General features: G+C 60.2%; 14 protein-coding genes. 3 read left to right on the forward strand and 11 right to left on the reverse strand.

Annotated elements, in window-relative coordinates; genetic code table 11:
• Together FW800_RS18790 and FW800_RS18795 are read right to left on the reverse strand one after the other, a co-directional pair.
• A partial coding sequence (locus FW800_RS18790; protein ID WP_446438219.1) for a hypothetical protein occupies positions 1 to 420 on the reverse strand: 420 nt, incomplete at its 3' end.
• A 194-nt stretch (positions 421 to 614) separates the two neighbouring features.
• The gene (locus FW800_RS18795) at positions 615 to 1,187 is read right to left on the reverse strand and encodes a DUF2780 domain-containing protein (protein ID WP_032879089.1); all 573 of its coding nucleotides are present in this window, start codon (positions 1,185 to 1,187) and stop codon (positions 615 to 617) included.
• Between the two features lie 136 nt (positions 1,188 to 1,323).
• On the opposite strand from FW800_RS18795, the gene FW800_RS18800 reads away from it, so the two are divergent.
• The gene (locus FW800_RS18800) at positions 1,324 to 1,782 is read left to right on the forward strand and encodes an anti-sigma factor domain-containing protein (protein WP_005792120.1); all 459 of its coding nucleotides are present in this window, start codon (positions 1,324 to 1,326) and stop codon (positions 1,780 to 1,782) included.
• Between the two features lie 201 nt (positions 1,783 to 1,983).
• Here the strand turns inward: FW800_RS18800 and fdhA are convergent, their stop codons facing one another.
• The 8 genes from fdhA to FW800_RS18840 all read right to left on the reverse strand — a co-directional run bounded on the left by fdhA (position 1,984) and on the right by FW800_RS18840 (position 11,823).
• Positions 1,984 to 3,183, reverse strand: coding sequence for a formaldehyde dehydrogenase, glutathione-independent (gene fdhA, locus FW800_RS18805; protein WP_005792122.1), 1,200 nt, complete (start codon positions 3,181 to 3,183; stop codon positions 1,984 to 1,986).
• A 186-nt stretch (positions 3,184 to 3,369) separates the two neighbouring features.
• Positions 3,370 to 4,227 (reverse strand): formyltetrahydrofolate deformylase, encoded by an 858-nt coding sequence (gene purU / locus FW800_RS18810; RefSeq protein WP_005792124.1) that lies wholly within the window; start codon positions 4,225 to 4,227, stop codon positions 3,370 to 3,372.
• A gap of 10 nt (positions 4,228 to 4,237) precedes the next feature.
• Complete coding sequence (locus FW800_RS18815; RefSeq protein ID WP_032879088.1) at positions 4,238 to 4,870, reverse strand: sarcosine oxidase subunit gamma; 633 nt, start codon at positions 4,868 to 4,870, stop codon at positions 4,238 to 4,240.
• Between the two features lie 130 nt (positions 4,871 to 5,000).
• Entirely contained in the window at positions 5,001 to 8,018 is a 3,018-nt protein-coding gene (locus tag FW800_RS18820; RefSeq protein WP_446438220.1) for a sarcosine oxidase subunit alpha, read from the reverse strand.
• On the reverse strand, positions 8,015 to 8,317 hold the full coding sequence (locus FW800_RS18825; RefSeq protein ID WP_027605979.1) for a sarcosine oxidase subunit delta: 303 nt from the start codon (positions 8,315 to 8,317) through the stop codon (positions 8,015 to 8,017). The genes FW800_RS18820 and FW800_RS18825 overlap by 4 nt, the downstream gene beginning before the upstream one ends.
• Before the next feature lie 15 nt (positions 8,318 to 8,332).
• Positions 8,333 to 9,583 carry a sarcosine oxidase subunit beta gene (locus tag FW800_RS18830; protein ID WP_003176546.1) on the reverse strand — a complete coding sequence of 417 codons (1,251 nt, stop codon included), beginning with the start codon at positions 9,581 to 9,583 and terminating at the stop codon, positions 8,333 to 8,335.
• Between the two features lie 22 nt (positions 9,584 to 9,605).
• Entirely contained in the window at positions 9,606 to 10,859 is a 1,254-nt protein-coding gene (gene glyA / locus FW800_RS18835) for a serine hydroxymethyltransferase (protein WP_446438221.1), read from the reverse strand.
• 235 nt (positions 10,860 to 11,094) lie between these two features.
• The gene (locus tag FW800_RS18840; protein WP_446438222.1) at positions 11,095 to 11,823 is read right to left on the reverse strand and encodes a TraX family protein; all 729 of its coding nucleotides are present in this window, start codon (positions 11,821 to 11,823) and stop codon (positions 11,095 to 11,097) included.
• A gap of 90 nt (positions 11,824 to 11,913) precedes the next feature.
• Here FW800_RS18840 and FW800_RS18845 point away from each other — a divergent pair, with 90 nt between their 5' ends.
• Together FW800_RS18845 and FW800_RS18850 are read left to right on the forward strand one after the other, a co-directional pair.
• Entirely contained in the window at positions 11,914 to 12,954 is a 1,041-nt protein-coding gene (locus FW800_RS18845; RefSeq protein ID WP_032879081.1) for a threonine aldolase family protein, read from the forward strand.
• Between the two features lie 193 nt (positions 12,955 to 13,147).
• Complete coding sequence (locus FW800_RS18850) at positions 13,148 to 13,348, forward strand: hypothetical protein (protein WP_078822512.1); 201 nt, start codon at positions 13,148 to 13,150, stop codon at positions 13,346 to 13,348.
• Positions 13,349 to 13,442: 94 nt separating this feature from the next.
• Here the strand turns inward: FW800_RS18850 and gbcB are convergent, their stop codons facing one another.
• Positions 13,443 to 14,543 carry a glycine-betaine demethylase subunit GbcB gene (gene gbcB, locus FW800_RS18855; protein WP_005792144.1) on the reverse strand — a complete coding sequence of 367 codons (1,101 nt, stop codon included), beginning with the start codon at positions 14,541 to 14,543 and terminating at the stop codon, positions 13,443 to 13,445.
• Positions 14,544 to 14,602: the final 59 nt, after the last annotated feature.

Consider the following 14,602-nt stretch of genomic DNA (forward strand, 5'->3'; position numbering starts at 1 on the left):
GACTGCTTCTGGTTGACCGTCCGCACCCTTCACAAGGTGCACGCCGCCTTCAGGCAACGGTTTGCCTGCCGGCCACTCTTTAGCAGCAGTGACTGCTTCTGGTTGACCGTCCGCACCCTTCACAAGGTGCACGCCGCCTTCAGGCAACAGTTTGTCTGCCGGCCACTCTTTGGCCCGAGCATTGGTAGAACCCGAGATTTGTTGCAGCCCAGACATCAAGTTATTGAGTGCCCGCTCAGAATTCGATCCGTTAGCGACGGCACTCAGATCGTTGCGCAAGTTCTGCAGCAAATTCGCGCTCAACCCCAGGTTATGCAACACATTGTGGTCGATCAGCCCAGCCTTGCTGGCCGGCACATTGGCGCCAACCTGGTTGTATATATTCTGGAGTGTGGTTTGCAGCTGGTTAATAGAACTCATCAGGCACCATGTAGTTAGTTCGTCGATTGACCTTCGAACAGCACCACGTGATGCTGCGAAAGTTACTACTACGTGGCACCCAACTTTCCTGCCGTTCCTACTGGTTCACTACAATTTATTTCGTCCACATCCAACGCATCATGAAAGATGATTCAGAAATAACTATAGGAAACGCGATTCTTGGAGAAGGCCGCTTAACTGCTGGCCCCCCAAGCCTGGGCAAGCTTGCCCAGCACCGAGTCGCTGGCGCCTTGCCCGCCCAGGTATTTGAGGATCACCGGGGCAAACTGGCTTACCATGCCACTGTCCATGCCCAAGGCACTGAACGCGGTATTCAGGTCGTTGGTGTTCTTCACGTTACCCAGCAAACCATCAAGGCCGCTGGTCTTGCTGCCGCCGCTCTGGCCGAGCATCCCGCTTAAAGCGCCGAGACTGCCCAATGCGTTGTTACCCGACAATTGATCGAGGCCCGGCACGCTGTTGCCCAGTTGCGAATAGTCGTTGCCGCTCAGTTTGTTCTTGGCCAGGCCCAGCATGGCGCCCGTGCCGCCCACCGCTTGCTCGGGGGTGATGTTCAGTTGCGAGGTCAGGGCGCTCAGCAGGCCGGCCGTCTCGGACGAGGGTGCGGCGGCAGCGGCTTTGTTGTTGCCACCCTGCATACCGGAAATCGCGTTGGCTGCATCGCCAAGGCTGAAACCTGCGGCGAACACCGGGCCGGCGGCCATGGACAGCAGGCAGGAAAGGGCAAAACCGCGTGAAATCTTCATCAATACAACCTCAGGAGATGGATGCAAAAGCAAGCGTTGGACTAGGTATCCCGTCGGTTGTTCCAAGCCCTGCCCGGAACCCAATCGGGATAATCGGGTCCATGGACAGACTACAAAATTTGTCGAGAAGAGACTTATGACTGCGATCCAACCCCAAGTGATTGAGCAAAAGCCTCCATTCTGGAGCCGCCCACGCCTGTTCATCGGCGCCTGTGTGGTGGTGGTTGCCGGTATCGGCGGCGCGCTCTACACCCAGGACAGCGTCAAATCCGCGGCAACGCTGGTGAACACTACCCAGCAGCCGGCCGCGCAAATCATGGCCCACAAGGATTATCTTGAAGTGCAGCCGATTGCCTCCACGGCGCCGGCGCCAGACCAAAGCCTGGAGCTGTGGGCAATCCCTAAAGATGGCACACCGGTGTCGCTGGGCCTGTTGCCGGAAGACGGCGAGGGCATCATCGGCCTGAACCCGCGTCAGCAGGAAACCATCAGCAAGCCGGTGGAGTTGATGGTGAGTTCGGAGACCAAGGGTGGCTCCATCAGCAAACAACCGACAGGCCCGACTGTATACCAGGGCGCACTGGCCACTCGCTGATTCCTAAACACCATAAAACCCTTGTGGGAGGGGGCTTGCTCCCGATAGCGGCAGGCCAGTCACAGCAGTACCGACTGACCCACCGCTATCGAGAGCAAGCCCCCTCCCACATTTGATCTTCATCAGCCGGCGTTTGCAGGCTTAAGCGCAGACGCAAAAAAGGGCGACCCAAGGGTCGCCCTTTGTCATTTGCCCAACGCTTTACGCCGCACTGAACAACTTATGCGGATCAATCACAAACTTCTTCGGTACACCCGCGTCGAACTCGCCATACCCGCGTGGCGCATCGTCCAGGCTGATCACCTGCACACCGACGATTTCGGCGATATTGATCCGATCCCACATGATCGCCTGCATCAACTGGCGGTTGTACTTCATCACCGGCGTCTGCCCGGTGTGGAAGCTGTGGGATTTGGCCCAACCCAGACCGAAGCGAATGCTCAGGCTGCCCATTTTCGCGGCGGCATCGACAGCACCCGGATCTTCGGTGACGTAAAGGCCAGGGATACCGATCTTGCCTGCCACACGCACCACGCCCATCAGTGAGTTGAGCACGGTGGCCGGGGCTTCGGCCTTGACGCCGTCGTGGCCATGGCCGCGTGCTTCAAAGCCTACGCAGTCGACGGCGCAATCCACTTCCGGTTCGCCCAGCAACGCAGCAATCTGTTCGTGCAGCGGCGTATCGGTGGACAGGTCGACGATTTCAAAACCCTGGGCCTTGGCGTGGGCCAGGCGGATGGAATTGACGTCGCCAATGATTACAACGGCTGCACCCAACAGCCGAGCCGAGGCAGCAGCGGCAAGCCCGACTGGGCCGGCACCGGCGATGTAAACGGTGCTGCCTGGGCCAACGCCTGCAGTGACGGCGCCGTGGTAGCCGGTGGGCAAGATGTCGGAGAGGCAGGTCAGGTCACGGATTTTCTCCATGGCCTTGTCGCGATCCGGCAGTTTGAGCAGGTTGAAGTCGGCGTACGGCACCAGCACATACTCGGCCTGGCCGCCGGTCCAGTCGCCCATGTCGACGTAGCCGTAGGCACCACCGGCACGCGCCGGGTTGACGGTCAGGCACACGCCGGTGTGTTGCTCCTTGCACGAGCGGCAGCGGCCGCACGCGACGTTGAACGGCACGGAAACCAGGTCGCCGATTTTCAGGTTCTCAACGTCGCTGCCTTTCTCGATCACTTCACCGGTGATTTCATGCCCCAGCACCAGGCCGGTCTGGGCAGTAGTGCGGCCACGCACCATGTGTTGGTCGGAGCCGCAGATGTTGGTGGAGACCACGCGCAGGATGACGCCGTGCTCAATCTTCCTGCCGCGCGGGTCCTGCATTTTGGGATAGTCGATTTTCTGTACTTCGACCTTGCCGTTGCCGAGATACACGACACCACGATTACCAGACATGCTTTCACCTCGCTGTTGTTTTTATGGAACTGCGTTGCCGCTTGGGTGGGCAGCGCGTTAGTGCTCGGGTACAGATGCTGTTTCTTGTGTTGCTTGTAAGGGCCTCATCGCAGGCAAGCCAGCTCCCACAGTGGATCGGGTTCACACATCCTGGAATGTGGGAGCTGGCTTGCCTGCGATAGCGATCTAAAGAACGACGGTGCGATTGGCATTCAAGAACACCCGCCGCTCAATGTGATACCCCACCGCACGCGCCAATGTGAGCCCTTCGATATCACGGCCCTTGGCGATCAAATCCTCGGGATAGTGGCTGTGATCAACCACCTCCACACCCTGGGCGATGATCGGCCCCTCATCCAAATCATTGTTGATGTAATGCGCCGTGGCCCCCACCAGTTTCACGCCCTTGTTGTACGCCTGGTGATACGGCTTGGCGCCCTTGAACCCCGGCAGCAACGAGTGATGAATGTTGATGGCCTTGCCATCCAGCTTGCGGCACAGCTCCGGCGACAGCACCTGCATGTAGCGCGCAAGGATCACCAGTTCGGCGCCGGTGTCTTCCACCACTTGCCACACCTGCCGCTCCTGGGATGGTTTGTCGTTGGGGTCGAGCGGGAAATGGTAGTAGGGAATCTGGTGCCAGTCGGCCAACGGCTTGAGATCGGGGTGGTTGGACACCACCGCGACCACGTCCATCGACAGTTGGCCGATGCGCTGGCGGTACAGCAGGTCGTTGAGGCAGTGATCGGCCTTGGAGACCATGATCACCACTTTCGGCCGATAGTTCGGCGCCGTCAGCTCGAAGATCATGCCGAAGGCTTCACCACGGGTCGCCAGGCCATCGCGGAACGCCTGCTCGTCAAAACCGTCAGGCTGACGAAACTCCACACGAATGAAAAACCGGCCCGAGAGACGATCATCAAACGAGTGGTGCTCAGTGACATAGCAGCCCTGCTCGAACAGGTAGCGGGTGACCGCGTCCACCGTGCCGAGCACGCTGGGGCAGTCGGCAGTCAAAATCCATGTATCGGGTGCGCGGCTCATGGGCGATTCCTCAGGCTTGAACGCTCAGACCGAATTCGGCCGAGGCATCCTGCAGCCACAACCACCAGTAATCGGAGAAGCTGCGACGGATCAGCAGTTCCCAGGTGTCTTCAGCGGTATGGCGGATCACCAATTGCGACTTGGCGAACACCGTGCCCACCGCCTTGCCCACCGGGAAATTATTGGGGTGTACGTCGTAGCTGGTGGACTTCATCAGCACATCGCGCACGTTAGGGCCGCTGAGTTCGAGAATCTGCTGGCCGCCGCTGACGTTGACGATCTGGATGTGCAAATCCCCCAAGGCGGCACGCAGGTTTTGTTCAGCGGCAAATTCATCGCCGCTCGGCACGATCAGCAGCCACTCGTCCGGGCCGAGCCATTGCAGGCTGGTCTCGCCGTTGACGGTCACGCTTAGCGGGCCGGGCAGTTCAATGCCGACGGCCTGGAGTACGCCAGCGGCGAAGGCGGCATCATGGCCATCGCCACGGATAGTCAGGTGGCCGAGGAGTTTCTTTTCACGCACGGTCACGCCGGCGTTCTTGCGGCCCTTGCCGACCAGGCTGGCGAGGTCTGCATGGTGCAGCGACGACTCGGCCTTGGCGCTGGTGGTGGGGCGTTGTTGGTAAACATTGGCTGCTGTCATAAAGCACCTTTCCTGAATTCTGTTGTGAGGCTGATGGCCTCATCGGGAGCAAGCCCCCTCCCACATTGGAAGATATTCACAAATCAAAATGTGGGAGGGGGCTTGCTCCCGATGGCCGCGACGCGGTCTATCAAATGTTCTGGCGATCACCTTTCGGGTCAAAGAACACCGAGGACACAATCTCCGCCTCGATCACGCTGCCATCGGCCTGCGGTGAGAACACCCGCTCACCGATGCGCTTCAAGCCACCCTTCACCACACCCATGGCAAACGAATAACCCAGGGAGTTGTGCGCATAGCTTGAAGTGACGTGACCGACCATCTTCATCGGAATCGTCTGCTTTGGATCGAACACCAACTGCGCGCCTTCCGGCAGCCATACGTTTGGATCAATCGGCTTCAAGCCCACCAGTTGCTTACGCTCTTCACGCACACAGTCTTCGCGATTCATGCCGCGCCAGCCGATCCACGAGAACGGTTTGGTACGGCCTACACACCAGCCCATGTTCAGGTCGTCCGGGGTCATCGAGCCGTCGGTGTCTTGCCCGACGATGATGAAGCCCTTCTCGGCGCGCAGGACGTGCATGGTCTCGGTGCCGTACGGGGTCAGGTTGTACTTTTTGCCGGCCTCGACGATCTTTTCCAGCACGCCCATGGCGTAGTCGGCCTGCACGTTGACTTCGTACGACAGCTCACCGGTAAACGAGATACGGAACACCCGCGCCGGTACACCGCCGACCAAACCTTCCTTCCAGGTCATGAACGGGAAGCCATCCTTGTCCAGGTCGATGTCGGTGACTTCCGCCAGCAGCTTGCGGCTGTTGGGGCCGGACAGGGTCATGGTCGCCCAATGGTCCGTGACCGAGGTGAAGTACACCTTGAGGTCAGGCCATTCGGTCTGTTGGTAGATTTCCAGCCACTGGAGAACGCGGGCGGCGCCGCCGGTGGTGGTGGTCATCAGGAAGTGGTTGTCGGCCAGACAGGCAGTGACGCCGTCGTCGAAGACCATGCCGTCTTCCTTGCACATCAGACCGTAGCGCGCCTTGCCCACATCGAGCTTGGTCCAGGCGTTGCTGTAGATGCGGTTGAGGAACTCACGCGCATCCGGGCCCTGGATATCGATCTTGCCGAGGGTGGAGGCATCCAGCAGGCCGACGCTGTCACGCACCGCCAGGCATTCGCGCTTCACCGCGGCGTGCAGATCCTCACCGTTACGCGGGAAATACCATGGGCGTTTCCACTGGCCGACATCCTCAAACTCGGCGCCGTTCTTCACGTGCCAGGCTTGCAGCACGGTGTAGCGCACCGGTTCGAAAATGTGCCCACAGTGACGGCCCGCCACCGCGCCGAACGTCACTGGCGTGTAGTTGGGACGGAACATGGTGGTACCCATCTGCGGGATGGTCACGTTCAGCGAACGGGCGGCGATGGCCAGGCCGTTGACGTTACCCAGCTTGCCCTGGTCAGTACCGAAGCCCAGCGCGGTGTAGCGTTTGACGTGCTCGACCGATTCGAAACCTTCGCGGGTGGCCAGTTCGATGGCGGCTGCGGTGACGTCATTTTGCAGGTCGACAAATTGCTTCGGCGCCCGTGCAGTGGCTTTTTCGTGGGGCACCTGGAACAGCGCCAGCGTCGGCTCTTCCAGACGGCTCAAGGCTTTAGGCAGCACACCTTCCACCGGCGCAAAACCGGCTTCACTGGCCGCACGCACGCCACCTTCAAAACCATCGGCGAGGGAATCGCCAAGGCCGTAGACACCGTTGATACCGCCGACGCACACGCGTTTCTGCGGTGCTTCGCCCGGTACAAACCCGAGGATATCTTCACGCCAGGTCGGCTTGCCGCCCAGGTGCGAGGCCAAGTGGACCACCGGGCTGTAACCGCCGGAACTGGCGACCAGGTCGCAGTCCAGCCACTCGCCGGGGCTGGTGACTTTATGCGCTTTCACATCGATCGCGGCCACGCGGGCAGCGGTCACATGCTTGCTGCCACGCGCTTCGATCACGGCGCTGCCGGTGAGGATGCGAATGCCTTTGGCGCGGGCTTCTTCCACCAGCGCGCCACGTGGGTTGTGACGGGCATCAGCCACCGCCACCACCGAAAGGCCCGCATCAAACCAGTCCAGCGCGACGCGATAGGCATGGTCGTTGTTGGTCGACAGCAGCAGTTTTTTGCCCGGCGCCACACCGTAGCGGCGCACATAGGTAGAGACCGCTCCGGCCAGCATATTGCCCGGCACATCGTTGTTGCCGTACACCAGCGGACGCTCGCACGCACCGGTGGCCAGCACCACGCGCTTGGCACGCACACGGTGGATACGCTGACGCACCACGCCAATCGGCGCACGGTCACCGAGGTGATCGGTGAGGCGCTCGTGAATGGTCAGGAAGTTATGGTCGTGGTAGCCGTTGACGGTGGCGCGGGGCAGCAGTACCACGTCCGGCAGGGCTTTCAATTCGGCAATGACGCTGGCAACCCATTCGGTGGCCGGCTTGCCGTCGAGGCTTTCACGGGAATCGAGCAGCGAGCCACCGAACTCTTCCTGCTCGTCGGCGATGATCACCCGCGCACCGCTGCGCGCAGCGGCCAATGCAGCCGCGAGGCCGGCAGGGCCTGCGCCCACGACCAGCACGTCGCAATGACGGTTGAAGTTGTCGTAGGTGTCCGGGTCGTTCTCGGTCGGCGAGCGGCCTAAGCCTGCGGCCTTGCGGATGTACTTCTCGTAGGTCATCCAGAACGACTGCGGGTACATGAACGTTTTGTAGTAGAAGCCCGGCGGCATCAGCTTGCCGCCGACCTTGCCGAGAATGCCCATCACGTCGTTGTTAACGTTCGGCCAGCCGTTGGTGCTGGTGGCAACCAGGCCCTGGTACAGCGCCTGTTGGGTGGCGCGCACGTTAGGAATTTGCGTGGCTTCGGTAGCACCGATCTGCAGCACTGCGTTCGGCTCTTCGGCGCCGGCGGCAAAGATGCCGCGAGGGCGCGAGTACTTGAAACTGCGGCCGATGATGTCGACGCCGTTGGCCAGCAACGCGGCGGCCAGGGTATCGCCTTCAAAGCCTTTGTAAGTCTGGCCGTTGAAACTGAAAGTCAGGACTTTATTGCGGTCGATGCGGCCACCGTTGGACAGGCGATTGATCTGGCTCATACCTTCTCTCCAGAAGCCTTGGCGGTGAACTGGGGTTTTTCGCCAATCTTGTAGGTTTCAAGAATTTCGTAGGTGACGGTGTCGCGGGTGGCATTGAAGTACTGGCGGCAACCGGCGGCATGGATCCACAGTTCGTGGTGCAGGCCGCGAGGGTTGTCGCGGAAGAACATGTAGTCGCCCCACTCTTCATCGGTGCAGGCATTCGGATCCAGTGGGCGCGGGATATGCGCTTGGCCGGACGCGTGGAATTCCTCTTCAGAGCGCAGTTCGCCACAGTGAGGACAGAAGATATGCAACATAGGGAATTTCTCCTGTTAGTGGGCGACGGCCGCAGCGCCGTGTTCGTCGATCAGCGCACCGTTGTGGAAACGGTCGATGGAGAAAGGCGCGGCCAATGGGTGCATTTCACCTTTGGCCAGGCTGGCAGCAAAGACGTTGCCTGAGCCCGGCGTGGCCTTGAAGCCACCGGTGCCCCAACCGCAGTTGAAGAACATGTTCGGTACCGGGGTCTTGGAGATGATCGGGCAGGCATCCGGTGTGGTGTCGACGATGCCGCCCCACTGGCGGTTCATGCGCACCCGCGACAGCACCGGGAACATCTCGACGATGGCCTGAATGGTGTGCTCAATGACCGGGTACGAACCACGCTGGCCGTAGCCGTTGTAGCCGTCGATACCGGCACCGATCACCAGGTCGCCCTTGTCGGACTGGCTGATGTAGCCGTGCACGGCGTTAGACATGATCACGCTGTCGATAATCGGCTTGATCGGCTCCGACACCAACGCTTGCAACGGGTGAGATTCGATCGGCAGGCGGAAACCGGCCAGCGAGGCCATGTGCCCGGAGTTACCGGCAGTGACGACGCCGACGCGCTTGGCGCCGATAAAGCCCTTGTTGGTTTCCACACCGATGCACACGCCGTTTTCCTTGCGGAACCCGATCACTTCGGTTTGCTGGATCAAGTCCACGCCCAAGGCATCGGCAGCACGGGCAAAGCCCCAGGCTACGGCATCGTGACGGGCTACGCCGCCGCGACGTTGCACGGTGGCGCCCAGCACGGGGTAGCGGGTGTTTTTCGAGCAGTCCAGGTATGGAATCTCGTCAGCTACTTGCTGGGCATTGAGCAGTTCGCCGTCCACGCCGTTGAGGCGGTTGGCGCTCACACGGCGTTCGGAGTCGCGGATGTCTTGCAGGGTGTGGCACAGGTTGTACACGCCGCGCTGGGAGAACATCACGTTGTAGTTGAGGTCCTGAGACAAACCTTCCCAGAGTTTCATCGCATGTTCGTACAAATGCGCGGACTCGTCCCACAGGTAGTTGGAACGCACGATGGTGGTATTGCGCGCAGTGTTACCGCCGCCCAGCCAGCCTTTCTCGACCACGGCCACGTTGGTGATGCCGTGCTCCTTGGCCAAGTAGTAGGCGGTCGCCAGACCATGCCCGCCGCCACCGACGATGACCACGTCGTAGACTTTTTTCGGGGTGGGCGTGCGCCACATTTTCTGCCAGTTTTCGTGATGGCTGAGGGAGTGCTTGAAAAGGCCGAAGCCTGAGTAGCGTTGCATAGTCATTACTCCAAAACCGCGCTCAGCGATAAACCGGGAAATCAGCGCACAAGGCAGACACGTGCTTGGCCACGTTGGCCTCGACATCGGCGTCGCCGAGGTTGTCGAGGATGTCGCAGATCCAGCCAGCCAACTCGATGCACTGCGGCACCTTGAAACCACGGGTGGTCACCGCCGGAGTGCCGATGCGCAGGCCCGAGGTCACGAACGGCGACTGCGGGTCATTCGGCACGGCGTTCTTGTTGACGGTGATGTGGGCGCGACCGAGGGCGGCGTCCGCCTCTTTGCCGGTGAGGCCCTGGCGGATCAGGCTGACCAGGAACAGGTGGTTGTCGGTACCACCGGAGACCACGTCATACCCGCGCTTGATAAACACGCTGGCCATGGCCTGGGCATTGTCGATCACTTGTTGCTGGTAGGCCTTGAAGCCTGGCTCCTGGGCTTCCTTGAAGCACACTGCCTTGCCGGCGATCACATGCATCAGCGGGCCGCCCTGGGCACCGGGGAATACCGCGGCGTTGAGTTTCTTTTCGATCTCTTCGTTGGCCTTGGCCAGGATCAGGCCGCCCCGTGGACCGCGCAGGGTCTTATGAGTGGTGGTGGTGACCACATCGGCGTAGGGCAGCGGGTTCGGGTACAGGCCAGCGGCGACCAGACCAGCGACGTGGGCCATGTCGACGAACAGCAGCGCGCCCACTTTGTCGGCAATCTGACGGAAGCGTGGGAAATCCAGGGTTTTGGAGTAGGCAGAGAAACCGGCCACCACCATCTTCGGCTGGTGCTCGACCGCCAGGCGCTCGACTTCGTCGTAGTCGATCAGGCCGGTGTCGGTGTTGATGCCGTATTGCACTGCGTTGTACAGCTTGCCCGAGGACGACACTTTGGCACCGTGAGTCAGGTGACCGCCGTGGGCCAGGCTCATGCCCAGAATGGTGTCGCCGGCATTGATCAGCGCCAGGTACACCGCGCTGTTGGCGGACGAACCGGAGTGCGGCTGCACGTTGGCGTAATCGGCGCCGAACAGCTGCTTGGCGCGCTCGATGGCCAGGGCCTCGACCTTGTCCACATGCTCGCAGCCACCGTAGTAGCGCTTGCCCGGGTAGCCTTCGGCGTACTTGTTGGTCAGGCCGCTGCCTTGGGCTTGCATCACGCGTTTGCTGGTGTAGTTCTCCGACGCGATCAGCTCGATATGATCTTCCTGACGCTGCTCCTCGGCATTCATCGCCGCCAACAGTGCGTCGTCATATCCCTGGATCTGGTCTTGTTTGCTGAACATCGCGTCTCTCCCAGCCTTTCGTATTGTTGAAGCCCTCGCAGGGCCCTTTGATGCGATGGTAGGGCTGGCGCGTACAGGTCAAATGCCTGCGCACGCCACACAAAGGTGCGTTTACGACATGGACTGAAGAATGTGCAAAGCTTGTGAGGGAGCTGGCTTGCCTGCGATGGCATCGCTGCGGTGCAACTAGCAGACCGAGGTGTCTGCATCGCAGGCAAGCCAGCTCCCACAGGGGTCAGGCGATGAGCTTGCGAACGAGTAGCAACAGAAGAAAATGCATGGGATACAGGGCATAGGCCCAGCGCCGCATGGCGGGTGGATTGGCGTTTTTGCCATGTCGCAATAAGACCAATCCTGCCAGCGGCGCAATCAGACATGCAGCCAACCCCAACTGCGCCACAGGCGTGCCGCTATTAAGCAGAATCTGCCATTGATTCGCGGCGACGCAGACCAAACCCGGCAGCACGCTGAAATACCAGGGCCGGCGAAACACCAACAGCATCGCCAGTGGCAGCAATACACCAAAGAAACCGAACATCAACTGGGTTGAAAACACAGCTGCTATTGTGACGGCGATCAGCGCCAATCCTCGATCAACCAACGCCTTCTGCTGCCAACCTCGGGCAACCAGCAGGCCCAGCGCCAGAGTCGGCAACACGTTCAAGGTATCGGCATCTTCGATGAACATCCGATAAGGCACTTCGCTGATCATGCTGAACAGCAGCAACCACCCCAGGTAGCGCCAATGGCCGGTCACCGGAGCGGTCCGGGCCCTGTGCAAATTGGCCGCAATCGCCAGGCAAAACCACGGGAACGCCAGGCGCCCAGGCACATACAGCCCATCCAGGCTCAACCCCACATAGCGCAGGTGATCGAGCACCATGCTCAGCAGCGCCAGCCACTTGAGTAAGTCCAAAGCGCCATCTCGGACACGTCCGACAGGCAAGGTGTGAGTACCGTGCATAATTCCCCAACGACTTTGCATTTACAGAGCGTGCGCGCCCCTGACAATCTTGGTTAAAGTGCGCACCAACATCGACCACAGGAATGGGCCATGACCGACAAGAGCCAACAATTCGCCAGCGACAACTATTCCGGCATCTGCCCGGAAGCCTGGGCCGCCATGGAACAAGCCAACCACGGCCATCAACGCGCCTACGGTGATGACGAGTGGACCCATCGCGCCGCCGACGGTTTCCGCAATTTGTTCGAAACCGACTGCGAAGTGTTCTTCGCCTTCAACGGCACCGCCGCCAACTCCCTGGCACTGTCCTCGCTGTGCCAGAGCTACCATAGCGTGATTTGCTCGGAAACCGCCCACGTTGAAACCGACGAATGCGGCGCACCGGAGTTTTTCTCCAATGGCTCCAAGCTGCTCACTGCACGCACCGAGAACGGCAAGCTGACACCGGAATCGATCCGCGAGATCGCCCTCAAGCGCCAGGACATCCACTACCCCAAACCGCGCGTGGTCACCCTGACCCAGGCCACCGAAGTCGGCAGCGTGTACACCCCGGAAGAAATCCGCGCCATCAGCGCCACCTGCAAAGAGCTGGGCCTGAACCTGCACATGGACGGTGCCCGCTTCTCCAACGCCTGTGCGTTCCTGGGTTGCTCACCGGCCGACCTGACCTGGAAAGCCGGGGTGGACGTGCTGTGCTTTGGCGGCACCAAGAACGGCATGGCGGTGGGTGAAGCCATCCTGTTCTTCAATCACAAGCTGGCCGAAGACTTCGACTACCGCTGCAAACAGGCTGGCCAGTTGGCATCAAAGATGCGCTTCCTGTCCGCCCCGTGGGTAGGCTTGCTGGAAAACGATGCCTGGCTCAAGCACGCACGCCACGCCAACCACTGCGCGCAATTGCTCAGCAGCCTGGTTGCGGACATCCCCGGCGTGGAATTGATGTTCCCTGTGCAAGCCAACGGCGTATTCCTGCAACTCTCGGAGCCAGCCATTGCGGGGCTTACAGCCAAGGGTTGGCGCTTCTACACCTTTATCGGTAAAGGTGGGGCGCGATTCATGTGTGCGTGGGACACAGAAGAAGAGCGTGTACGAGAATTAGCCGCCGATATCAGGGAAGTCATGAGGGCTTAACGTGGGAATTCGGCCAGCGAATACTGGCCGATTGCCGAGTCTGTTTTTTGATATTTCTGACAGCTACGCGCTGGATATTCGTTGACTAGCCTCTTGGTACCCGGAAGGAAAACGCAGTCATAACCGCCACTTTCCGGGTTCGCTACCCGCCGAATAATCGGCTGGAAACGTAAATCCAATGGAGAGCTTAATCATGGAATATCAAAGCAACGGCAACACCCTGCAAAGCGATGGCACTATCAGCACCACGGTGATTGACTGGGATGAGTTCAGGAAGTACGCCAAAGTCGGGGACACCATCCGCGAACCTTCGAGGACGTTGAGGATCTACGATAAAGCCTATGAATTGACAGCATCAGGCCAGCATTTCGTCGTGCATATCTACGCGCAGTAACCGTTACTCCTGGAAGCCCGCGCCGAAGACTCATGACCCTCGGCGCACAGCCGACCGCACATTCCCACGCTCCTGCGTGGGAATGTGCGAGGTATTAGAACTCGATGCGCACATCGCCCTTCGGCACACTGCAGCACGACAGGATGTAGCCTTCAGCTTCGTCTTCCTCGGTGATCCCGCCGTTGTGTTCCATCTCCACCTCCCCGCCCAGCTTCATCACCTTGCACGTGCCGCAGATACCCATGCCGCAGGCTTTGGGGATCAACAGGCCAAGCTTGGCAGCTGCCGCGTGGACAGTCTCGCCGGGGGCCACCCGAATGCTTTTGCCCGATGCGATGAACTCCACCTGGTGCAGATCCGCGAGGTCGACTTCCGGCGCATCCGCCGCTTGCTCGGCCTGCTCCACGGCGTCGGCCCGCGCTTCCGGCGGCGTCGCACCAAAGGATTCTTCGTGATAACGCGCCATATCGAAACCGGCGGTTTCCAGCAGGCGTTTCACTGCGCTCATGTAAGGCGTCGGGCCGCAACAGAATACTTCGCGCTCCAGGAAGTCCGGCACCATCAGTTCCAGCATCTTGTGATTCAGATAACCGCGGTAGCCGGCCCAGGGTTCACCCAGGCCATGCTTTTCGCAAATCAGGTGCAAGCTGAAGTTGTCGATCCGCGATGCCATGTGCTCCAGCTCGCGGTGGTAGATGATGTCCTTGGGTGAACGCGCGCTATGAACAAACGTCATGTCCACATTAGCGTTGGTGTCGTAGAACCAGCGCGCCATGGACATGACTGGGGTGATCCCCACCCCGCCGCTCAGGTACAGCACTTTCGGGCTGGGGAAGTCGATCGCGTTGAACAGCCCGACCGGGCCGTGCACCGCCAGCTCCTGGCCCTCGTGCAGCGTGTCATGCAGCCAGTTGGACACACGCCCGCCCGGTACACGCTTGATGGTTACCGAAAAGCTGTAAGGCACCGACGGTGAACTGGAGATCGTGTAGGAGCGCATGATCGGCTGGCCTTCGATTTCCAGCTCCAGGGTGACGAATTGCCCGGGCTTGAAGAAGAACAGGATCGGCTGGTCAGCCATAAAACAGAAGGTGCGCACGTCCCAGGTTTCCTGGATGACTTTGACGCAACGGACGATGTGCCGACCATTGGCCCAGGTCTGGGTGGTTACCGGATTCAGGAAATTGCTAGACATGTTGTTCTCCACCGCCGACGTCGGCCTTATGGTGGCGATTCTGCGTAACGCCGGGGCCA

This window comes from Pseudomonas sp. 910_23 (assembly GCF_052850795.1).

Excerpts from the sequence above, each read along its gene's own strand:
- FW800_RS18795 (WP_032879089.1), bottom strand. The coding sequence starts at position 1,187 with ATGAAGATTTCACGCGGTTTTGCCCTTTCCTGCCTGCTGTCCATGGCC.
- FW800_RS18800 (WP_005792120.1), top strand. The coding sequence starts at position 1,324 with ATGACTGCGATCCAACCCCAAGTGATTGAGCAAAAGCCTCCATTCTGG.
- fdhA (WP_005792122.1), bottom strand. The coding sequence starts at position 3,183 with ATGTCTGGTAATCGTGGTGTCGTGTATCTCGGCAACGGCAAGGTCGAA.
- purU (WP_005792124.1), bottom strand. The coding sequence starts at position 4,227 with ATGAGCCGCGCACCCGATACATGGATTTTGACTGCCGACTGCCCCAGC.
- FW800_RS18815 (WP_032879088.1), bottom strand. The coding sequence starts at position 4,870 with ATGACAGCAGCCAATGTTTACCAACAACGCCCCACCACCAGCGCCAAG.
- FW800_RS18820 (WP_446438220.1), bottom strand. The coding sequence starts at position 8,018 with ATGAGCCAGATCAATCGCCTGTCCAACGGTGGCCGCATCGACCGCAAT.
- FW800_RS18825 (WP_027605979.1), bottom strand. The coding sequence starts at position 8,317 with ATGTTGCATATCTTCTGTCCTCACTGTGGCGAACTGCGCTCTGAAGAG.
- FW800_RS18830 (WP_003176546.1), bottom strand. The coding sequence starts at position 9,583 with ATGCAACGCTACTCAGGCTTCGGCCTTTTCAAGCACTCCCTCAGCCAT.
- glyA (WP_446438221.1), bottom strand. The coding sequence starts at position 10,859 with ATGTTCAGCAAACAAGACCAGATCCAGGGATATGACGACGCACTGTTG.
- FW800_RS18840 (WP_446438222.1), bottom strand. The coding sequence starts at position 11,823 with ATGCACGGTACTCACACCTTGCCTGTCGGACGTGTCCGAGATGGCGCT.
- FW800_RS18845 (WP_032879081.1), top strand. The coding sequence starts at position 11,914 with ATGACCGACAAGAGCCAACAATTCGCCAGCGACAACTATTCCGGCATC.
- FW800_RS18850 (WP_078822512.1), top strand. The coding sequence starts at position 13,148 with ATGGAATATCAAAGCAACGGCAACACCCTGCAAAGCGATGGCACTATC.
- gbcB (WP_005792144.1), bottom strand. The coding sequence starts at position 14,543 with ATGTCTAGCAATTTCCTGAATCCGGTAACCACCCAGACCTGGGCCAAT.